Annotated in this window: 20 protein-coding genes; 9 read left to right on the top strand and 11 right to left on the bottom strand. The window is 55.2% G+C overall.

Going from position 1 to position 20,694, the window contains the following annotated elements; all coding sequences use genetic code 11:
• Window positions 1-10 precede the first annotated feature (10 nt).
• From maiA to KGA69_RS14170, 4 genes are read right to left on the bottom strand one after another with little or no spacing between them, the layout of a single operon-like run.
• Entirely contained in the window at window positions 11-655 is a 645-nt protein-coding gene (gene maiA / locus KGA69_RS14185; protein ID WP_015706104.1) for a maleylacetoacetate isomerase, read from the bottom strand.
• Between the two features lie 8 nt (window positions 656-663).
• Window positions 664-1,365: a fumarylacetoacetate hydrolase family protein gene (locus KGA69_RS14180; RefSeq protein WP_045391276.1), complete on the bottom strand. Its 702-nt coding sequence runs from the start codon at window positions 1,363-1,365 to the stop codon at window positions 664-666.
• A 17-nt stretch (window positions 1,366-1,382) separates the two neighbouring features.
• Window positions 1,383-2,420, bottom strand: coding sequence for a gentisate 1,2-dioxygenase (gene gtdA / locus KGA69_RS14175; RefSeq protein WP_045391279.1), 1,038 nt, complete (start codon window positions 2,418-2,420; stop codon window positions 1,383-1,385).
• An 11-nt stretch (window positions 2,421-2,431) separates the two neighbouring features.
• Window positions 2,432-3,790 carry a 3-hydroxybenzoate transporter MhbT gene (locus KGA69_RS14170; protein WP_045391282.1) on the bottom strand — a complete coding sequence of 453 codons (1,359 nt, stop codon included), beginning with the start codon at window positions 3,788-3,790 and terminating at the stop codon, window positions 2,432-2,434.
• 127 nt (window positions 3,791-3,917) lie between these two features.
• Between KGA69_RS14170 and KGA69_RS14165 the strand changes: the two genes are divergently transcribed.
• From KGA69_RS14165 to sanA, 5 genes are all read left to right on the top strand, one after another.
• Complete coding sequence (locus KGA69_RS14165) at window positions 3,918-4,823, top strand: LysR substrate-binding domain-containing protein (protein ID WP_213292401.1); 906 nt, start codon at window positions 3,918-3,920, stop codon at window positions 4,821-4,823.
• 112 nt (window positions 4,824-4,935) lie between these two features.
• Window positions 4,936-5,334 carry a CidA/LrgA family protein gene (locus KGA69_RS14160; RefSeq protein ID WP_045376759.1) on the top strand — a complete coding sequence of 133 codons (399 nt, stop codon included), beginning with the start codon at window positions 4,936-4,938 and terminating at the stop codon, window positions 5,332-5,334.
• Complete coding sequence (locus tag KGA69_RS14155) at window positions 5,331-6,026, top strand: CidB/LrgB family autolysis modulator (protein WP_015365717.1); 696 nt, start codon at window positions 5,331-5,333, stop codon at window positions 6,024-6,026. Before KGA69_RS14160 ends, KGA69_RS14155 begins: the two co-directional genes overlap by 4 nt.
• Before the next feature lie 127 nt (window positions 6,027-6,153).
• Window positions 6,154-7,038, top strand: a complete 885-nt coding sequence (gene cdd / locus KGA69_RS14150) for a cytidine deaminase (RefSeq protein ID WP_045391286.1) — start codon at window positions 6,154-6,156, stop codon at window positions 7,036-7,038.
• A 169-nt stretch (window positions 7,039-7,207) separates the two neighbouring features.
• Complete coding sequence (gene sanA / locus KGA69_RS14145) at window positions 7,208-7,924, top strand: outer membrane permeability protein SanA (protein WP_015365714.1); 717 nt, start codon at window positions 7,208-7,210, stop codon at window positions 7,922-7,924.
• A gap of 70 nt (window positions 7,925-7,994) precedes the next feature.
• Here the strand turns inward: sanA and mglC are convergent, their stop codons facing one another.
• From mglC to folE, 6 genes are all read right to left on the bottom strand, one after another.
• Window positions 7,995-9,005, bottom strand: coding sequence for a galactose/methyl galactoside ABC transporter permease MglC (gene mglC, locus KGA69_RS14140; RefSeq protein ID WP_015365713.1), 1,011 nt, complete (start codon window positions 9,003-9,005; stop codon window positions 7,995-7,997).
• Between the two features lie 15 nt (window positions 9,006-9,020).
• Window positions 9,021-10,541, bottom strand: coding sequence for a galactose/methyl galactoside ABC transporter ATP-binding protein MglA (mglA, locus tag KGA69_RS14135; RefSeq protein ID WP_015365712.1), 1,521 nt, complete (start codon window positions 10,539-10,541; stop codon window positions 9,021-9,023).
• 116 nt (window positions 10,542-10,657) lie between these two features.
• Entirely contained in the window at window positions 10,658-11,656 is a 999-nt protein-coding gene (mglB, locus tag KGA69_RS14130) for a galactose/glucose ABC transporter substrate-binding protein MglB (protein ID WP_045391288.1), read from the bottom strand.
• 298 nt (window positions 11,657-11,954) lie between these two features.
• Complete coding sequence (galS, locus tag KGA69_RS14125) at window positions 11,955-12,977, bottom strand: HTH-type transcriptional regulator GalS (RefSeq protein ID WP_045391291.1); 1,023 nt, start codon at window positions 12,975-12,977, stop codon at window positions 11,955-11,957.
• A gap of 155 nt (window positions 12,978-13,132) precedes the next feature.
• On the bottom strand, window positions 13,133-14,290 hold the full coding sequence (gene yeiB, locus KGA69_RS14120; RefSeq protein WP_045391294.1) for a DUF418 domain-containing protein YeiB: 1,158 nt from the start codon (window positions 14,288-14,290) through the stop codon (window positions 13,133-13,135).
• A gap of 15 nt (window positions 14,291-14,305) precedes the next feature.
• The gene (folE, locus tag KGA69_RS14115) at window positions 14,306-14,974 is read right to left on the bottom strand and encodes a GTP cyclohydrolase I FolE (RefSeq protein WP_015365708.1); all 669 of its coding nucleotides are present in this window, start codon (window positions 14,972-14,974) and stop codon (window positions 14,306-14,308) included.
• 343 nt (window positions 14,975-15,317) lie between these two features.
• Here folE and fghA point away from each other — a divergent pair, with 343 nt between their 5' ends.
• From fghA to arsC, 4 genes are all read left to right on the top strand, one after another.
• On the top strand, window positions 15,318-16,154 hold the full coding sequence (fghA, locus tag KGA69_RS14110; protein ID WP_045391298.1) for an S-formylglutathione hydrolase: 837 nt from the start codon (window positions 15,318-15,320) through the stop codon (window positions 16,152-16,154).
• 150 nt (window positions 16,155-16,304) lie between these two features.
• Window positions 16,305-16,625: a metalloregulator ArsR/SmtB family transcription factor gene (locus KGA69_RS14105; RefSeq protein WP_213292400.1), complete on the top strand. Its 321-nt coding sequence runs from the start codon at window positions 16,305-16,307 to the stop codon at window positions 16,623-16,625.
• 34 nt (window positions 16,626-16,659) lie between these two features.
• Window positions 16,660-17,949, top strand: a complete 1,290-nt coding sequence (locus tag KGA69_RS14100; protein WP_045391304.1) for an arsenic transporter — start codon at window positions 16,660-16,662, stop codon at window positions 17,947-17,949.
• 12 nt (window positions 17,950-17,961) lie between these two features.
• Window positions 17,962-18,396, top strand: a complete 435-nt coding sequence (gene arsC / locus KGA69_RS14095; protein WP_020078288.1) for a glutaredoxin-dependent arsenate reductase — start codon at window positions 17,962-17,964, stop codon at window positions 18,394-18,396.
• A 69-nt stretch (window positions 18,397-18,465) separates the two neighbouring features.
• Here the strand turns inward: arsC and cirA are convergent, their stop codons facing one another.
• Window positions 18,466-20,439 (bottom strand): catecholate siderophore receptor CirA, encoded by a 1,974-nt coding sequence (cirA, locus tag KGA69_RS14090; RefSeq protein WP_045391307.1) that lies wholly within the window; start codon window positions 20,437-20,439, stop codon window positions 18,466-18,468.
• Window positions 20,440-20,694: the final 255 nt, after the last annotated feature.

The raw sequence follows: 20,694 nt of genomic DNA, 5'->3' as shown, positions 1-20,694 counted from the left end.
TCCTTCCTCCCTAGGCCGGAATTTTGTCTTGTTGATTTTCCGGCGCGGCGGCAATAAACGCCGGTAGCCGGGTACAGGCGTCGTAAACCGCCTGGCAGCGCGGATAATGGCTCAGATCGCACCCCATTCGCTGCGCGTTGGCCCACTGCGGCACCAGGCAACAGTCGGCGAGCGTTGGTCTATCGCCGACGCAGAAAGCGCCGGATTTCGATTGTCGCAGCAGTTGCTCCAGCGCACTCAGCCCTTGCTGGATCCAGTGAGCATACCAGCGTTTTTTGTCCGCTTCGCTGACCTTCAGCTCGTCGCTAAGGTAGCGTAAAACCCGCATGTTATTAATCGGATGAATATCGCAGGCGATGGCGTAAACCATCTCCAGCACCCGCATCCGCGCCGGATCCTCCTGCGGCAGCAGCGGCATCTGTGGGTAGTGGCGGTCAAGCCAGTCAACTATCGCCAGCGACTGGCCCAGCGATTCACCGTCATCGGTGATAAGCGTCGGCACCAGCCCCACCGGATTGAGCCGCCTGTACTCCAGCGCATTCTGCGCCCCGATGCGGATATTCACCCCCACGCTCTGATAATCGATACCCTTGAGGGCCAGCGCGATGCGCACCCGGTATGAGGCAGAGCTATTAAAAAAACTGTACAGCTTCATTGTTCACCTCACACCACGCGAACGGCGATAGGCGTCAGTCCGTCTACGTTGCCGGTAATCACATCGCCCTTCACCACCGCGCCGACGCCTTCCGGCGTGCCGGTGAAAATCAGATCGCCGGGCTGCAGTTCAAAAAAGCCCGACAGATAGCTGATGGTTTCATTTACTGACCAGATGAGGTGGCGTATATCGCTACGCTGATGATCTTCACCATTCACCTGCAGCCAGATCCCGGCTTGATTCACCTCGCGCGCCTCGGCGGCTTTATGCAGCGGCGCGACAGGAGCGGAAAGATCGAATGCTTTACCTATTTCCCACGGGCGCCCCATCTGGCGCATCTCCATCTGGCGGTCGCGGCGGGTCATATCGAGTCCGGTGGCATAGCCCCAGATATATTCCTGCGCCTGATCCAGCGGGATGTCGCGTCCCGCCTTGCCGATAGCGACCACCAGCTCAATCTCGTAGTGATAGTTGTCGGTCTGCGCCGGATACGGCAGATCCAGCGTTTCGCCAGCTGCGACCGGCACAACCGCATCCGCCGGTTTGCAAAAGAAGAACGGCGGTTCGCGATCCGGATCGAAGCCCATTTCACGGGCGTGGGCGGCATAGTTACGGCCTACGCAGTACACGCGGCGCACCGGGAACTGCTCATCGCTGCCAACAACGGGGAGACTAATCGGCGCCTGGGGAGCAAAAACGTATTGAGTCATGATGGTTTTCCTTCTTATTAATAACGCGCTTCGCGGAACAGACCTAAGGCCTCCTGTACCGGACGGTCCGAGAAGCTAAATAACACGCACTCTTCGCAGGCGTTGAACGATACGCCGTGCCAGGTTGGCGCCACGAAGATGTCTTTCGGCTGGAATGCGAAGGTTTGTTCGCCAATCGTCACCTGGCCGCTACCTTCCACTACGTGGTAGATGGTGCTGTCGGTGGTTTTCGCCACCCGCGACCGGAACCCTTTCGGCAACAGTTGCAGGAAAGCGCCCATCGAGGGCATCGGATAGCCGCCGGTGACCGGGTTGACGTAGCGCATCTTGTAGCCGTCCCATTCGTCGGCCTCGCCAAGATGGGTCAGGTCATGCAGCGCCTCGCGGCTACGGTCGTAGCGGTAGTTAAAAATCGGCGAGGAATTTCCCACCTGATGGCGCAGCGGCAACATGTTGGCAGCGTAGCGCGGCAGGTAGTCGCCCTCTTTACGCGTCACCGGCTGCTGCTCCTGCGGATAATCTTCAGCAAAACCGCAGCCGAGATAGTTGACCAGCGGTAAATCGAGACCATCGAGCCAGACCACCGGTTCATCGCCAGGATTGCCGTGATCGTGCCAGCGCCACTGCGGAGTCAGAATAAAATCGCCGGGGCGCATTGGCGTGCGCTCGCCGTCGACGGCGGTAAACGCGCCGTGGCCTTCCACGATAAAGCGCAGCGCCGACTGATTGTGACGGTGGCTCGGCGCCACCTCGCCCGGCATGATGAGCTGCAGGCCGGCATACAGCGACGCGGTAATGGACGACTGGCCGCGCAGCTGCGGGTTCTCCAGCACCAGTACCCGACGCACCGCCTCTTTAGCGCCGATTAACTGCCCGCTTTCCAGCAGCAGCGGGCGAATTTCCTGATAGTTCCAGTACGCCGGGGCGCAGTTGGCATTCGGCGTTTGCGGCACCAGATGGTGCAACGATTCCCACAGCGGCGTCAGATTCTGTCCAGCGATATGCTGATAGAATTGCTGACGATTGCGGTTCGATTGCGGAGTAGATGGCGTCATTATTATTCTCCTCATTTATTCGCGATACCGGCAGAGGGCAGCGCGTCGGGTACAGTTCCAGGGCGGCGAACCGCCAGCATCAGCAGGATGAGCATCACCGCGCCGATCGCCGCCGGTACCGCTATAACGTAAAACAGCGTGTCGAAAGAGAGATTCATCGCCATCATCATGCCGCCGGAGAGCGAACCAACGATGGCGCCGCAGCGGCCGACGGCGTTGGACCAACTGACACCGGTCGCGCGGCTCTGAGTAGGGTAAAGCGTGGCGGTCAGCGCATTCAGGCCTACCTGCGAACCACTCACGCCGATTCCGGTGCCGAAAATCGCCAGCGCCATCAGCCACAAACCGTTTTCGCTTAAACCGATCATCACGATGCACAACGCGCCCAGGCAGTAACTCAGCGCCAGCACAAGGAAGGGATTGAAACGGTCCATCAGGATGCCGAGCAACAGTGCGCCGAGCGTGCCGCCCACCTGAAACGCGGCGGTCACCCACGAAGCGTGCTGCAAATCGATACCACGATGGTTAAGCAGCGTCGGCATCCAGCTGGAGAGCAAATAGATAATCAGCAGGCTCATAAAGAACACCACCCAGAGCATCAAGGTGATCGTCAACTGGCGGCCGACAAACAGCTGGCTAATGCTGCCTTTCGGCCCGGCCGCCGATTCATCCAGCCAGAAATGGGTTTCGGAATAGCGCTCGCCGGTGATGGCGCTGACGGTTTTGGCGATGGTCTCCTGCGGCAGTCCGCGGCGAACCTGCCAGCGCGGCGATTCCGGCAGCGCCCACAGCAGCGCGACGGCCAGCAGCAGCGGCAGGATGCCGCCTAAGGCCAGAATGCCGTGCCAGCCGATATGCGCCACCAGTTGGGCGCTCACCACGCCGCCCAGCGCCGACCCCAGCGTGAAGCCGCAGAACATCAAGGTTACTAACGCCCCGCGGCGGCGAGCCGGCAGATATTCCGAAGTCATGGTAATGGTGTTGGGCATCGCCCCGCCCAATCCCAGACCGGTGAGAAAACGCAGGATCACTAGCATTTCAAGATTCGTCGAGAACGCGGAGAGCAGGCTAAATAAGCCAAACAACGCAACACAGAACTCAATCACCCGTTTTCGGCCAAAGCGGTCAGAAAGCGGGCCGCAGAGCAGCGCCCCGGCGGTCAATCCCAATAGTCCGGCGCCAAACAGCGGCGCGAGTTCGCTGGCGCTCAGTTGCCAGTGAACGCGGATATCGGGGGCGATAAAACCAATGGCGGCGGTGTCGAAACCATCAAGCATCACCACCAGAAAACAGCAAATAATCACACGCCACTGCAGGGCGCCAACCGGCGCTGCGTTGAGTAACGTCTGTAGTTCACGTCGTTGAGCCATAATGATGCCTCAGTGCAGGTCAGGGTAGATGTTGTATTTATTTCTTTTATGTTGCGATTTTGTAACTATGGCGATGAAATGTACAATGGCTTTTCGGGCATAGACATAACCTGGAGGTTATCTGCTGATGGCGAACTGGACGCAAAAGTTGAAGCTGCAGCATTTGAAAATGCTGGTGGCGCTGGGTGAGCAAGGCAATCTCACGCAGGTCGCGAAAATGATGAATATTACCCAGCCCGCACTCTCTAAGTGGCTGACGCAATTTGAAGAAGAAGTCGGCATGCCGCTCTTTGAGCGCCACAGTAAGGGCCTGCGCCCTTCGGAAGGCGGCAAACTGCTGCTTCAGCACGCCCAGCGGCTAATCAACGACATGTCGCGCTCGCAGTACGAGATCGAGCGCTTTAAACAAGGCGGGCTGGTCGGCAGCCTGATGATCGGCTGCTCGCCGGTGGCGACAGACTGCGTGGCGCAGGCGATCCTCGCCCTGCTTAAAGAGATGCCGACCCTGCATCTGAATATCGAAGAAAAAGTGATGACTCCACTGCTACACGACCTGCTCTCCGGCGTGGTCGATGTGGTCGTCGGACGTGTTGGGGGGCGCGCGCTGGAACTGCCGCTCAACTACCGTGTGCTCTATACCGAACCGGTATGCTTCGTCGCCCGTCCCGATCATCCGCTGGCCAGCAGGTCCCATCTGAGCTGGGCGGATCTTGCCGCCTGGCGCTGGATCGTCTGGCCTACCGGCACGCCCATTCGTCAGAGTATTGATAACGCGCTGGTCGATAACGGCGTCATGCTGCCGGAGAATACTATCGAGTCGGCCTCGATGAATGTCACCAGCAATTTGCTGCAAAGCAGCGATATGATCTCTATTCTTTCTTTGCGGCTGGCGCAGCATTACGCCGAACATGGGCAACTGGCGATTCTGAATTTGCCGCGTATTGAACAAAAAGGTAGCGTTGGGATGTTCTGGCGCAAAAGCGAAGTACCGTCGCTGGCGCTCACTCGTTTTCTGCACTACCTCGCAGAATAAGGCCGCTGTTCCCATTTTCTATGCTGACGATGCGTAGAATTCATGATGTGATCGGTAGCACATTTCAGGGTTTAATTGTATGATGAATGGCAGTTCATCAAGGGTTATTACCATGAGTAAGTCGCTGAATATTATCTGGCAGTACGCGCGAGCTTTCGTCCTGATTTACGCCTGCTTGTATGCGGGCATTTTTATCGCCGGGCTACTGCCCATCACAATTCCCGGCAGCATTATCGGCATGCTGATTTTGTTCGTGCTGCTGGCGCTGCAAATTATGCCGCCGCAGTGGGTCAACCCCGGCTGCAACATCCTGATTCGCTACATGGCGCTGCTGTTCGTGCCTATCGGCGTCGGCGTAATGCAGTACTGGGATTTGCTGCGCGCGCAGCTGGGGCCGGTGGCGGTCTCCTGCGCCGTCAGTACCTTATTAGTCTTTTTGGTAGTGAGCTGGAGCTCGCATCTGGTCCACGGTGAACGCAAAATCATCGGGCAAAAAGGAAGTAAAAAATGATCCATGAAATGTGGTGGTCGCTCCCGTTAACGCTGATTGTCTTTTTCCTTGCCCGCAAGCTGGCGGCGCGGTTTAAATTTCCGCTGCTCAACCCACTGCTGGTCGCCATGGTGGTCATTATTCCTTTCCTGCTGGTCACCGGCATTTCTTATGAACGCTATTTTGCCGGCAGCAAAATCCTTAACGATCTGCTGCAGCCGGCGGTGGTCGCGCTGGCCTTTCCGCTGTATGAACAACTGCACCAGATCCGCGCGCGTTGGAAATCCATCATCACCATCTGCTTTATCGGTAGCTGCGTGGCGATGATCACCGGTACCACCGTCGCGCTGCTGATGGGCGCCACCCCGCAAATCGCCGCTTCCATCATGCCAAAATCCGTCACTACGCCGATTGCCATGGCGGTCAGCGGCAGTATTGGCGGTATTCCAGCGATTAGCGCCGTGTGCGTCATTTTCGTTGGCATCCTCGGCGCGGTGTTCGGCCATACGCTGCTTAACGCCATGCGTATTCATACTAAAGCATCCCGCGGCCTGTCGATGGGTACTGCCTCGCACGCCCTCGGCACCGCCCGTTGCGCCGAACTGGACTACCAGGAAGGGGCATTTAGCTCGCTGGCGCTGGTACTGTGCGGAATTATTACCTCGCTGGTCGCGCCTTTTCTGTTCCCGGTGATCGTCGCTGTTGTTGGATAAATGTGATATGCATCACACTTATAAATGCAACAAATTAGCGTTGCACAAACAATGAGACTTATGTCACATATAGGGCCCGTACGGGCCCGTACACTAGCTTCCCATTACATTGTTATGAGGCAACGCTATGCACTCTCGTTTTCAAGCTGCTTTGACTAATCTGGCGGCAGACCTGCAGGCGGCCATCGCCCCGATGCTCGCAGACCCGCACTTCCCGGCGCTGCTCGAAGCCGATCAGGTGGCGACGCTACAACAAGCAACAGGTTTGGATGAAGACGCGCTGGCCTTTGCGCTACTGCCGCTTGCCGCCGCCTGCGCCCGTGCCGATCTTTCTCACTTTAACGTTGGCGCTATCGCCCGCGGCGTGAGCGGTCGCTGGTATTTCGGCGGCAACATGGAATTCCTCGGCGCCACCATGCAGCAGACCGTCCACGCGGAACAGAGCGCCATCAGCCACGCCTGGCTGCGCGGCGAAAAATCCCTGCGCGCCATTACCGTCAACTACACGCCTTGCGGCCACTGTCGCCAGTTTATGAACGAACTGAACAGCGGTCTGGCGCTGCGCATTCATCTGCCGGGTCGCGAAGCGCACTCCTTGCAGCACTATCTGCCAGACGCCTTTGGTCCGAAAGATCTGGAGATTAAAACGCTGCTGATGGATGAGCAGGATCACGGCTTCCCCCTCAGCGGCGATGCGCTCACGCAGGCGGCTATTCAGGCGGCGAACCGCTGCCATGCGCCGTACAGCAACTCCCCTTCCGGCGTGGCGCTTGAGCTGAAAGACGGCACCATTTTCTGCGGCAGCTACGCGGAAAACGCGGCGTTCAATCCGACGCTACCGCCGCTGCAGGGCGCGCTGAACCTGCTGAGCCTTAACGGTTACGACTATCCGGATATCCAGCGCGCGCTGTTAGCCGAGAAAGCCGACGCCGCGCTTATCCAGTGGGATGCGACCGTTGCAACCCTGAAAGCGTTGGGCTGTCAGAATATCGACCGCGTGCTGTTAGGTTAACTAGCCAGATAGCCTGAGCAGATTGCCGGATGCGCCTTTGGCTTATCCGGCCTGGATTCGGTAATCTGCCATATTGCTGAAAATCCCCGCAATTAAACGATGGTTTCTTGCGCTTACCCGGCGGGTAAAGTAGCCTGAAGCTTCCCTCGTTCACCATTGAGTCAAGTTCATGTTAAAGCGTGTGTTATACAGCCTGTTAGTCCTGCTCGGCCTGCTGCTGTTGACCGTGCTGGGTCTTGACCGCTGGATGAGCTGGAAAACCGCGCCCTATATTTACGATGAGCTGCAGGATCTCCCCTACCGCCAGGTTGGCGTGGTGTTGGGTACTGCCAAATATTATCGCACCGGCGTGATCAATCAGTATTATCGTTACCGGATCCAGGGCGCGCTCAACGCTTACAATAGCGGTAAGGTCAATTATCTGCTGTTAAGCGGTGACAACGCCCTGCAAAGCTATAACGAACCGATGACCATGCGCCGGGATCTGATCAAAGCCGGCGTCGATCCGGCGGATATCGTGCTGGACTACGCTGGTTTCCGCACCCTCGATTCGATCGTGCGCACCCGCAAAGTGTTCGATACCAACGATTTTATTATTATCACCCAGCGCTTCCACTGCGAGCGCGCGCTGTTTATCGCCCTGCATATGGGGATTCAGGCGCAGTGCTATGCGGTGCCTTCGCCGAAGGATATGTGGACCGTGCGTCTTCGCGAGTTTGGCGCCCGGTTTGGCGCGCTGGCGGATCTCTATATCTTCAAACGCGAACCGCGTTTCCTCGGGCCGCTGATCCCCATCCCGGCGCAGCAGCATGAAGTTCCGGAGGATGCGCAATCCTACCCGGCGGTCACGCCTGAGCAGTTGCTGGAGCTACAGAAAGAAAAATAACCTGCGTCGTTTCGTCGATTTGAGATATAAAAAAACCCGCGCCAGGCGCGGGTTTTGTATGGGTTCAATCTTATTTCTTACGCGCGTATTTCAGTGAATCCAGCGCCACGGCGAAGATGATAATCGCCCCTTTAATAATGTACTGCCAGTATGGATTGACGCCGATGTAGGTCAGACCGTAGTTGATGACGGTAAAGATAATAACCCCGGTCACCACGCCGAAAACCGTACCCACGCCGCCGCTGAAGGAAACGCCCCCCACCACGCAGGCGGCAATCGCATCCAGTTCGTACATAAAGCCGAGGTTGTTGGTCGCCGAACCGATACGTCCGGCTTCCAGCAGCCCGCCGAAGGCGTAAAACACCCCGGACAAGGCATAAATCATCAGCAGGTTCAGCGCCACGTTAACGCCGGAGACACGCGCGGCTTCCGGGTTACCGCCGATAGCGAAGATATTTTTACCGAAACGGGTTTTATTCCACAGGATCCACACGAAGAAGATAGCGATCAGCGCGTAGAAAGTAATGTACGACAGGCGGAATGAACCTAAAGCGACAAAGCCCTGGGCAAACTGCGAGAAGTGGCTGTCGAAACCGGAAATCGGCGACGCGCCGACGAAGTCGTAGTACAGGGAGTTGATACCGTAAACGATAATCATCGTCCCCAGGGTAGTGATAAACGGCGTCACGTTGAGATAGGCAATGACGATACCGTTAATCAAGCCAATCACCGCGCCAATTGCGCAAACCAGCAGAATAACCAACGGGATCGGCATGGTCGCCATCTCCGGGAACACCTTGTTGGCGTTATCCACCGCCTGCAGCATGGTAGCCGCCACCACCGCCGCCAGACCCACCTGACGTCCGGCGGAAAGGTCGGTCCCTTGAGTAACAATCAGCCCGGCGACGCCGAGAGCGATGATAATACGTACCGAGGATTGCGTCAGGATGTTACTTAAGTTCAGCAGACTTAAGAAGGTCGGGTCCTGGAAAATAATAATGGCCAGCAAGACCAAAAGTACAACGTAAATCCCACCCTCTTTCAGGTAAGTGAGGAAACTCTTTTTATTTAACGCACTCATGGAAAGCCCCTGATCTCAAAGGTGCAATGATGCAAGACGCAGAATTTCATTTTGCGTCGTGGTTTTGGTCTCAACAATTCCGGCAACCAGCCCGTTGCTCATAACCAGAATACGGTCGGTAATTCCCAGCAGCTCCGGCATTTCAGAAGAGATAATAATGATGCCCTTATCTTTTTTAGCCAGTTCGGCAATCAGCTGGTAAATTTCAAATTTCGCGCCGACGTCAATTCCGCGGGTCGGTTCATCAAGCATTAATATTTCCGGTTGGGTTAATAACCAACGGCCGATAATAACCTTCTGCTGATTCCCGCCGGAAAGCGAACCGATTTGCGTTTGATGACCTGGCGTTTTTACACGCATGGAATCGATAACCCATTGGGTATCGCTTTTCATCCGTGAATTGTCCAACAGGCCGACCTTGTTTTTATACTTCTTGATATTTGATATCAGCGAGTTAAAACCAATATCGAGATAAGCATAAATCCCCGTCGAACGACGCTCTTCGGTTACCAGCGCAAAGCCGTGGTTAATCGCTTCGTTAGCGCTATGGTTATTAATTTTTTTACCATGCAGGGTAATAGTGCCGCTGGCCTTTTCGCGGATGCCAAACAGCGTTTCAACGATATCGGTACGCTTCGCGCCTACCAGCCCGGCAATACCGAGAATTTCGCCCTTATGCAGATCGAACGAGACATCGCGGATCGACGGCTGGCGCAGCGAGGTCAGGTTACGAACTTCAAGGATTACTTCGCCCGGTTTGTTTTGTTTATCCGGAAAACGCTGGTTCAGCGAACGGCCAACCATCATCGCAATGATCTTATCCATATCCAGCCCTTCCAGCGGCTGGGTGGCAATCCACTGACCATCGCGCAGGATAGTAATCTCATCGCAGAGCTGGAATATCTCCTCCATTTTATGGGAGATATAAACAATGCCGCAGCCACGCTCTTTCAGCTTGCGGATTATTTTAAACAGGTGATTGACCTCTTTTTCGGTCAGCGATGAGGTAGGCTCATCCATAATGACTATTTTGGCGTCATAGGAGAACGCCTTCGCAATTTCAATCATCTGCATCTGCGATACCGATAACGTCCCCACGCGAGCGCGCGGGTCAATATCAATATCCAGTTCATCAAATATCGCTTTGGTATCGCGATACATTTTATCCTGATCGACAAACATACCTTTGGTGGGGTAACGCCCCAGCCACATGTTGTCCATGACCGAACGTTGTAGAACCAGGTTTAACTCCTGGTGCACCATTGAAATACCGTTCTCCAGGGCTTCTTTCGCCGAATGGAAATCGATCTCTTTTCCCTGAAAAAGAATACTGCCGGAATCTTTTTGATAGATCCCAAATAAGCATTTTAATAATGTCGATTTACCCGCGCCATTCTCCCCCATTAATGCATGGATTGAGTGCGGACGAACCTTCAGGTTGACATTATCAAGAGCTTTCACGCCGGGGAAAGATTTGTTGATGTCGCTCATTTCCAACAAATATTCGCCCGACTGTACGCTATTATTGCTGACCATAGTTATACCTGGCTGCGTTCGTGCCGATCCGCGACGATAAGTTATATCGCAGCAAAATCGGCTTCGGTATCAGGAATAATCGGGCGCGCTGAACGCGCCCGCAATGCATGTAAAACTTATTTACCGATAAACTGGCTGAGGTTGTCTTTATCGACGCCTACGTATGGTACGCGGACAATCTTATTCTCAATTTTCCAGTTGGTGCCAGCAGCAGGCTCTTTGCCGTCAGCCAGGTTCTTCGCCAGATCGAAAGTCGCTTTCGCCTGGTTGTTGGCATCGTTCAGCACGGTACCGGCCATCGCGCCGGATTTCACCAGCGCCAGCGCTTCTGGCAGGGCATCGACGCCGAACACCGGAATGCTGCTCTTGTTATGCGCTTTCAGCGCTTCTACCGCGCCCATCGCCATCGCATCGTTGTTAGCGATCACCACTTCGATTTTGTTGGCGTTCGGACCGGAGAGCCAGGCGTCCATTTTATCTTTCGCTTGCGCGGTATCCCACATGGCGGTATCTAACGCCAGTTGCTGAGTTTTAAGACCTTTTTCATTGAGCTCTTTGATAACGTAGGAAGTACGCGCTTCGGCATCCGGGTGGCCCGGCTCGCCTTTCAACAGAACAAACTGAATCTGACCATCTTTATTCAGATCCCAGTTAGGGTTCGCTTTCCAGTGTTTAGCGATAAGATCGCCCTGGATAATCCCGGATTCTTTGGAGTCGGTACCTACATAGTAGGCTTTATCGTAGCTATCCAGTGCCTTGCGCGATGGCTCTTTGTTAAAGAACACCACCGGCACATTTTGCCCGCGCGCTTTGTCGATAACCGTACCCGCCGCCGCCGGGTCAACCAGGTTGATCGCCAGCGCCTTCACCCCTTTCGCCAGCAGCACGTCGATCTGATCGTTCTGTTTGGACTGATCGTTCTGCGAGTCATTCATCAGCAGCTTCACGTCCGGCGCAGATTTGCCGTCTTTTTCGATAGCTTTACGCACGACGGACATAAAGTTGTCGTCATACTTGTAGATCGTAACGCCGATACGGGTATCCGCGGCATGCGCTGCGGCGCCGAAAAGCATACCAGCCATGACGGCGGACAGAGCTAAGACCTTCTTATTCATGGAATCTCCGGTTTTATTATTTTGCATCGTTTTTTTTGGCGTGAAGATAGCTGGCGGGAGTTGTTACATTAGGGTTACCGCACAACGATATTCACAACGTTAATTCTGTCTTCCGTGTAGGGTAACGCTCCAGAAAAACGGCTTCATCAAGTGCCTAACCTATTGTTTAAGATGATGTTTAAACGCATCATCAGCACAGCCTGGTTCGGACTGGTCAACGCTGCCATCATAAACAGCGTAATGTTAATATACTGTGAATTTACTCACAGATTGAAAGCGGTTACATCGATGGATAGATTCAGTTAGTGATCGGCCCCACACTTTGCTTCTGCGTCACAGAATGGCGGCGCACCAGCGTGGGCATAAAACAGTGGCTGGCCTCACTATCGAGTTTTCCTGCCGCCCCTTGTAGCGCCAGTTCGGTAGCCAATTTGGCCATCGACATAATGGGATAGCGCACCGTGGTCAGCTGCGGATCGGTGTAACGGGAAATGGGAATGTCATCAAAGCCAATCAGCGAGAGATGCTGCGGCACAGCAATGCCGTTATCCTTGAGGGTGGTGAGCGCGCCGGCAGCCATACTGTCGTTATAGGCAAACACCGCCGTCAGGCCTAAATTACGCCCAAGCAGTTCCACCATCGCCGCTTCGCCGCCCTGCATATCCGGCGATCCCGAGCCAATCCAACTTTCCGGGGCGATAATACCCTGCTCCTGCAGCGCCTTACTCCACCCTTCACGGCGCAGTTCATCATCCTCAATGCCGTGGTTGGAAGAGAGATAGCCAATCCGCTGATGGCCGTGATTGAGCAGCATCCGCGTAGCCATGAGCGCGCCGCTGACGTTATCGAGACCCACACAGCGGTGCGCGAAGCCGGGTACAATGCGGTTAATCAGCACCATGCCCGGAATATGCTGCATAAAATCGCCGAGTTCGGCATCGCTTAACGCTTTCGAATGCACGATAAGCGCCGAACAGCGCTGGCGAATCAGCACCTCAATGGCGTTGCGCTCTTTTTCAGCTTCATGATAACTGTTGCCGATCAGGACATATTTCTGGTGCTGCTGCGCGACGGTATCCACCGCTTTCACCAGCGCGCCGAAAAAGGCGTCCGACACATCCATCACCACCACGCCGATGGTATCGCTAACCTGGGTCGCCAGCGCCTGGGCATTGGCATTGGGTCGATAGCCCAGCTGCGCGACCGCTTTCATCACCGCTTCCCGCGTATCCGGGCTCACCAGCGCGCTGTTGTTCAGCACCCGTGAGACCGTCGCTACGGAGACCCCCGCCTGACGGGCGACATCACGAATGGTGATCATGGAGACCCACCTTAATAGCATTACAATACGTCACACCCACCTCCTGTGTTCAGCAAGGTGGCTATTCTGGCAGTGACGCGCGCCGCGCTACGTGAGTGAGGTCACACCGCTGGAAACGGTTACATCCATTTTGTTAATGATTGTGATCGAGATCGTTATACGGATGTATCTCTTGTTGTTGTCCCTGAGGCTCTCAGGGTTAACTGACGCCATAGCCACTCAACGGGCCCCTGGCGGAAATGACGCAGCCAAAACTGCGAGAAGAGGAGATTAACCGCCCACACCGCCGGCACAAAGGCCAACAGCTGAAAACGGTCAAATTTCATAAACAGGCCGAGATGATAGAACAGCGTGGTGCAGATCAGGGTTTGCAGTAAATAGTTACTGAGCGCCATCCGCCCAACGCAAGCAATCGCGCCGACCAGACGGAAGCGGCATAATTGCGGCCAGAATCCCCACGCCAGCGCGGCATAGCCGATGGTTTGAAGCGGCGCGCCAAGTTCACGCGGCGCCTGCAGCAGAAAACCACACCAGCGGTAGTCCCATTGCAAGTACCACTGCGCGGCGATGGCCGGCACATTCACCGCCATCCCGGCAATAATCAGCACAAACCCGACGCGGCGGTAGTGACTAAGGCTAAACTGCCCTTTCAACCAGCCGCAGCGCATTAGCGCCGCGCCCATTAGCATCATCCCCGCCAGCTGCCAGCCGTACTGCACGCCCAGCGCCACCAGGTTATCGGACAGCATATCCGCGCGATTGCTCACCGCCTCCATACCGCCTTTGAGCTTCCAGAACTGTTCATACTGCACATTCGCGGCATCGGGCACCCATGACCGGCTGGCGCCGTTGGCGGAAATCAATCCCAGCAATACCAGCACCGCAATACCGATGAGATATAGCACTACGCCGGTATTAAATAGCGATTTAACGTGATGGGCATCGCGTACCATGCGCCAGGCAATCAGCCCCACCAGCGCATAGGCCAGCAGAATATCGCCATCCCAGAAAAAGAGGCCGTGAATAAAACCAAGTAGGGCAAGCAGCGTTAGCCGCGACTGGATCCAGCGTTTACCGCGTACCAGCAGCATTTGTAATCCGGCGCCGAACAGCAGAGCAAACAGGGTGAGGAATTTCACCTGCGCAAACAGGTCGAGGATTGCCCAGCTCCAGGCGTCGCTCAGCGAAATACTCCCGGCCCATGCTGGATTAAGATAGGCCGCCTTCGGCAAGCCGAAGGCGGTGATATTCAGTAGCAGAATGCCGAGGATGGCGACGCCGCGAACGAAGTCCAGCGTGACGTTTCTCTCCATGCACCCTGCTCCGAATTAATTGTGGTGACGTACGGCGCGCAGGAACTCCTGGCGGGTATTCTGGCTGGATTTAAACAGACCGCCAAGCGAAGTGGTGGTCGTGGCGCTGGTCGCATCGCGGATGCCGCGCGCTTTCACGCAGTAATGCACCGCGTCAATGGATACCGCGACGTTACTGGTACCGAGCAGGGTCTGCAGCGCAGTGAGGATCTGCTGCGTCAGGCGCTCCTGCACCTGCGGACGCTGGGCAAAGAACTGCACGATGCGGTTAATTTTCGACAGGCCGATTACCGAATCTTTCGGGATATAAGCTACGGTCGCTTTGCCGTCAATCGTCACAAAGTGATGTTCACAGGTACTGGTCAGCGTGATATCGCGAACCGTCACCATCTCGTCAACTTTCATTTTGTTTTCAATAACGGTGATTTTCGGGAATCTGGCATAATCCAGACCGGAGAAAATCTCATCAACGTACATTTTTGCGATGCGATGCGGAGTCTCCATCAGGCTGTCGTCACTGAGATCAAGATTCAGCAGCTGCATAATCTCAGTCATGTGCCCGGCGATCAGACGCTTGCGCGTTTCATTATCAATTTCTTGTACTGGCGGACGCAGCGGCGTCTCCAGCCCACGAGCGACCAGCGCTTCATGAACGAGTATGGCTTCTTTACTCAATGATGACATTTAGGTTCTCCTGCAGGTGTGGCGCTCTTTGCTCTTCTGAGGGCAAAGTTTGCACTCATTGTGCGTGAGGTGGCGCACATAATCCAGTAGCCGTCACGATAATTATTGAAATTGGCGCAACCTTTCATTTTTACCGCTGCGGTTGGACGTTGTCGATGCGCCACGCCAGCGAGCCCCGCCGCTACCGCGCGCAATCATAAGTACTGTAGATGTTCTGAGATGTTCTTTATAACTCGTATTAATGATGCAATAGCTTTGCGCGACGGGAAAGTGAAAGTTGCTCACCGGTTAATGAAATATCTGTATTATTAAGCATTACACATAGATACCCGAGGAGCCCTGCATGGAACTGCTTGAAGAGCATCGCTGTTACGAGGGTCGACAGCAACGCTGGCGTCATCACTCCAGTACCCTGAACTGCGCCATGACGTTTAGCATCTTTTTACCGCCGGCGACGGAAACCGCCCCGCCGCCGGTGCTGTACTGGCTATCCGGTTTGACCTGCAATGACGAAAACTTTACCACTAAGGCCGGCGCTCAGCGGATAGCCGCCGAACTTGGCATCGCGCTGGTGATGCCCGACACCAGCCCGCGCGGCGATGACGTCGCCGATGATGCCGGTTACGATCTCGGTAAAGGCGCAGGTTTTTACCTCAACGCCACTCAGGCGCCGTGGGCGGCGCATTTTCGCATGTACGACTACCTGCGCGATGAGCTGCCGCAGTTAATTAACAACCAGTTCCAGGTCGCCGACCGTTGCGCCATCAGCGGCCACTCGATGGGCGGCCACGGCGCGCTCATCGTGGCGCTGAAAAACCCAGGGCGCTTTACCAGCGTCTCGGCCTTCGCGCCGATCGTCAACCCATGCAAAGTTCCGTGGGGACAAAAAGCGTTCAGCGCCTATCTCGGCGATGATGAGGCGACCTGGCAGGAGTGGGACAGCTGCGCGCTGATGCAGGCAAGCCAGGCCGGGGATGCCATTCCGACTTTAATTGATCAGGGTGACGCCGACCAGTTTCTCGGTACCCAGCTGCAGCCCGCGGTCCTTGCAGAGGTGGCGCGACAGAAACAGTGGCCGCTGAGCCTGCGTATCCAGCCCGGCTACGACCACAGCTACTATTTCATTGCCACCTTTATAGAAGATCATCTGCGCTTCCACGCGAAGCATCTTTTTAAGTAACCCCCTACTCTGCTCCGCCGGGCATCCTCCGCTTGCCCGGCTTTTTATCATCGTCAGGAACTACCTTGTCGCTACGGGCGATAATTTGTTGTTTAAAACACAACACATATGATTTAGCATATATGTACTCCGATGATAATCTGGTCAACCATGATAAAACCTATCCAGCTGTTTAAAATTCTGGCGGATGAAACCCGTCTAGCCATCATCATGTTGCTACGTGAGTCCGGCGAACTGTGCGTCTGCGATCTGTGTACCGCCACCGGGCAATCCCAGCCGAAAATATCGCGTCATATGGCGATATTACGTGAGTCCGGACTGGTGCTCGACCGTCGGCAAGGGAAATGGGTCCACTATCGCCTCTCGCCCCATATGCCGGCTTGGGCGGCGGAGATCATTGCCGCATCCTGGCAGAGCATGAGAGAAGATATTGACGAATGGCGCACGAAATCAGCGTGTAGCACCTGTTGATACATATATATAAACGCATATATTGGAGTAGGAAATGTTGTTGGCCGGTAGTCTCTTTTTATTCACGCTGGTGTTGGTTATCTGGCAGCCCCGGGGCCTCAGCATCGGCTGGAGCGCGAGTATTGGCGCAGTGCTGGCGCTGGTCAGCGGCGTTATTCATCCCAGTGATATTCCTGTGGTCTGGAATATCGTCTGGAACGCAACTGCGACTTTTATCGCGGTAATTATCATCAGCCTGCTGCTCGATGAATCGGGCTTTTTTGAATGGGCCGCGCTGCATGTCTCCCGCTGGGGCAACGGGCGCGGTCGTCTGCTGTTTAGCTGGATTATCCTGTTAGGCGCGACCGTTGCGGCGCTGTTTGCTAACGATGGCGCAGCGCTCATTCTGACTCCCATCGTCATTGCCATGCTGCTCGCTCTGGGGTTCAGCAAAAGGACAACATTGGCCTTTGTCATGGCAGCCGGGTTTATTGCCGATACCGCCAGCCTGCCGCTTATCGTTTCTAATCTGGTAAACATTGTCTCTGCTGACTTCTTCCGGCTTGGTTTTACGCAATACGCCTCTGTAATGGTTCCTGTTGATATTGCTGCCATCGCGGCCACGCTGGGCATGCTGCATCTGTTTTTCCGCCGGGATATTCCGGCAACCTACAACGTCACTTTGCTGAAAACGCCTGCCAGCGCGATTAAAGATCCCGCAACCTTCAAGGCTGGCAGGGTTGTTCTGCTTTTGTTGCTGGTTGGTTTCTTTGTTCTTGAACCGCTGGGGCTGCCCGTTAGCGCCATCGCCGCTGTCGGAGCTGCTGTTCTGTTTGCCGTTGCGAAAAAAGGTCACGCTATCAATACCGGTAAAGTATTGCGCGGCGCGCCCTGGCAGATCGTTATTTTCTCGCTGGGTATGTACCTGGTGGTCTACGGTCTGCGCAATGCGGGCTTAACGGAATATCTGTCGGGTGTCCTGAATATGCTGGCGGATAAGGGACTGCTGGCGGCAACGTTTGGCACGGGCTTCCTGACAGCTTTCCTGTCGTCGGTAATGAACAATATGCCAACGGTCCTGGTGGGCGCGCTGTCGATTGAAGGAAGCACCGCTTCTGGCGTTATCAAAGAAGCGATGATCTACGCCAACGTGATTGGGTGCGATTTAGGCCCCAAAATCACGCCAATAGGCAGTCTGGCGACCCTGCTGTGGCTGCACGTACTGTCGCAGAAGAGTATGACCATCAGTTGGGGATATTACTTCCGCACCGGCATCATCATGACGCTACCCGTGCTGTTTGTCACTCTGGCCGCGCTGGCGCTGCGGCTCTCTCTCACTCTATAACGAGACACTTATATGAGTAATATCACCATCTATCACAACCCGGCCTGCGGCACGTCACGTAATACGCTGGAGATGATCCGTAACAGCGGTAATGAACCCACCGTTATTCACTACCTTGAAACACCGCCGACTCACGATGAGCTGGTTAAACTTATCGCAGAGATGGGGATCGCGGTGCGTACTCTGCTACGCGAGAATGTTGAACCTTATGCCCAGTTGGGACTCGCGGAGGATAAGTTCACCGACGAACAGTTAATAGAATTTATGCTCGCTCATCCCATCCTGATTAATCGCCCTATTGTGGTTACTGAACGGGGAACCCGCTTATGTCGGCCTTCTGAAGTGGTACTGGATATCCTGCCCGATCCGCAGCAAGGCGCTTTTAGCAAAGAGGATGGAGAAAAGGTGGTGGATGAAAGAGGCAAACGGCTGATACCTGGCGGATAGCGGCGTACACGTTTTATCGGGGCTGCCGCCACTGAAGTTACTTCAGCGGCGGCTGACAGTTTATCGCTATCAGAAGCGGTAATCGACGGCCATAAAGTAGCGACGGCCATCTTCGGTATAGCTGTAATCGTCGCGGTTCAGATCTTTGTCGCCAACGTTAAGCACGCCGGAGCGCAGTTTCACGTTTTTACTGACCTGCCACGCGGCGCCGATATCGAACATGGTATAACCGCCTGGGGTTTTACCCGTCGCGCTTACCGCACGCTGCTCGCCGGTATAGTTGGCCGTGACGTAGAAAGACCAATCCTCCAGCGGTTTCCAGTCGAGGGTACCGTTAGCGGTATGGAACGGCAGCGTCTGCAGCGGTTTATTGCCGCCGTTGCTCAGATCGCGACCATCGTTATAGGTATAGTTGACCGTCAGTTTCCACTCTTCGCCGAACGGAACCTTCACTTCGGTCTCCACGCCTTTAATCCGCGCTTTGTTGACGTTGAAGTAGCGGAATACCGGCACGCGCTTACCGTTCACGGTCTTCCAGCCGACGAAGTTCGGGTAACCCGGCGCCTCGCTGGCGCTGGAGGTGCGCAGGATGTCGATCATATCGTCAACGTTGTTCTGGAAGGCGGTCACGCTGCCTTCAACACCTTCCAGCCAGCCCTCTTCACCGCTGTAATACAGACCAAGCTCAAAGCTTTCGCTGGTTTCCGGCTTCAGATTCGGGTTACCGATAATGCTGCAGCTACCGCGACAGGAGTTGGTGGTCCAGTCCGGGTTCAATTGCAGCAGCGACGGCGCTTTAAAGGCCGTAGCCCAACCGCCTTTCACGGTCACGGTATCGGTGGCGTTATAGACCAGGTACGCACGCGGGCTCCAGTGATCGCCGTAGGTTTGGTGATCGTCCATACGGATGCCGGTGGTCAGCGCCAGCGGTTCAAAGATCCGCCACTCATCTTCGAGGAACAGCGCGTACTGGCTGGCGGAAGTCGATTTGCCGCCGCTGCTCAGGTTTACCGGATCTTTGAGTTTATCGTGGCGCCATTCACCGCCGAGGGTCACGATCTGGTTGATCATACCCAGCGGCATCACATATTTACCATCGACCGCATTACTCTCAGAAGTAATAGTGCCCGCCTGCCCTGGATTTTTGTTATCCACTTTCTCGCCGTAGAATTTCACTTCGCTATTACCAACGTCCCAGCGCCCGTTATGGGTCAAAGAGTAGTTCTGACGTTCGAGGCGGTTTTTGTCGAGCGAGTCTGAATCGCGATCCTGGCGATCGAAACCGTAGCCGGCGGTAATGTCCTGGTTCTCCGTTGGCGTCCAGGCGAACTCAACGTTGCCGTCGCGGCTGGTAAAACCTTCAATGCGCGGCGTTTCGCCCGCGGCGTTGCTGGAAGATTGCTGATCGTCTTTACTGCGTTTCGCCAGGCTACCGTAGGCTTTCATGCCCAACACGCCGTCAATCAGCGGGCCGCTGGTGAAGAACTGGCCGTTATAAGTGTCACCGCGATCGCGGTGTTCCTGAATAGTGGCATCGCTGCTGAGGGTACCGGTCCATTTCTGGCCGATTTTTTTAGTAATGATGTTGACCACGCCGCCGAGCGCGTCGGAACCGTACAGGGAAGACATCGGGCCGCGCACTACTTCAATCCGCTCGATGGAGTCCACCGGGATCCAGTTAAGATCGAAATCGTTATGGCGGAAGACAGCGTTACGCGAGTTCACCCGTTTGCCATCGATCAGGATCAGCGTATAGCTGCTACTCAGGCCGCGAATACTCACGCCCTTACGGTTATCCCCTTCGTTGGTGAGCTGAACGCCAGGCACATCGCGCAGCACGTCCTTCAGGTTCTGCACCGGCTTACGCTGCAAGTCCTGTTGGGTGATAACGCTGATACTGGCGGGGGCATCTTTGACGCTCTGTTCAGTCGCCGCGGCGGTGACAACCAGCGTTTCGTCATCATTTGCGGCCAGCGCCGGAAATGCCAATGCTACGACGGACGCGCACAGTCCCGCCCGGGCAAAAGGGTTTAACCTGAACATACCAAATCTCCATGAGGTCAACTACAAATCAAACAAAGGGTGCTACTTGCACATCTTGTCGACACGCGGCTCTGGCGGCTGCGCGCAAATTTTTACAGTCGATGTGGCTGGTCGCCCCTTGCCTTTCATGGTTGAGCGGCAAGATATGGAGATTGGCTTCATCCTGAATTTTCCGAAATGATAAGGATAATGATTACAATTATCAATACAATTATGAAGAAGTGTGTCCGTTTGTAATTCTTGCAGGCATAAAAA

The sequence above is a fragment of the Klebsiella sp. A52 genome, assembly GCF_018388785.1.
GTDB classification, from domain to species: Bacteria; Pseudomonadota; Gammaproteobacteria; order Enterobacterales; family Enterobacteriaceae; genus Klebsiella; species Klebsiella aerogenes.
The sequence above is the reverse complement of the archived record's forward strand: the minus strand, read 5'-3'. Positions and strand labels throughout refer to the sequence as shown.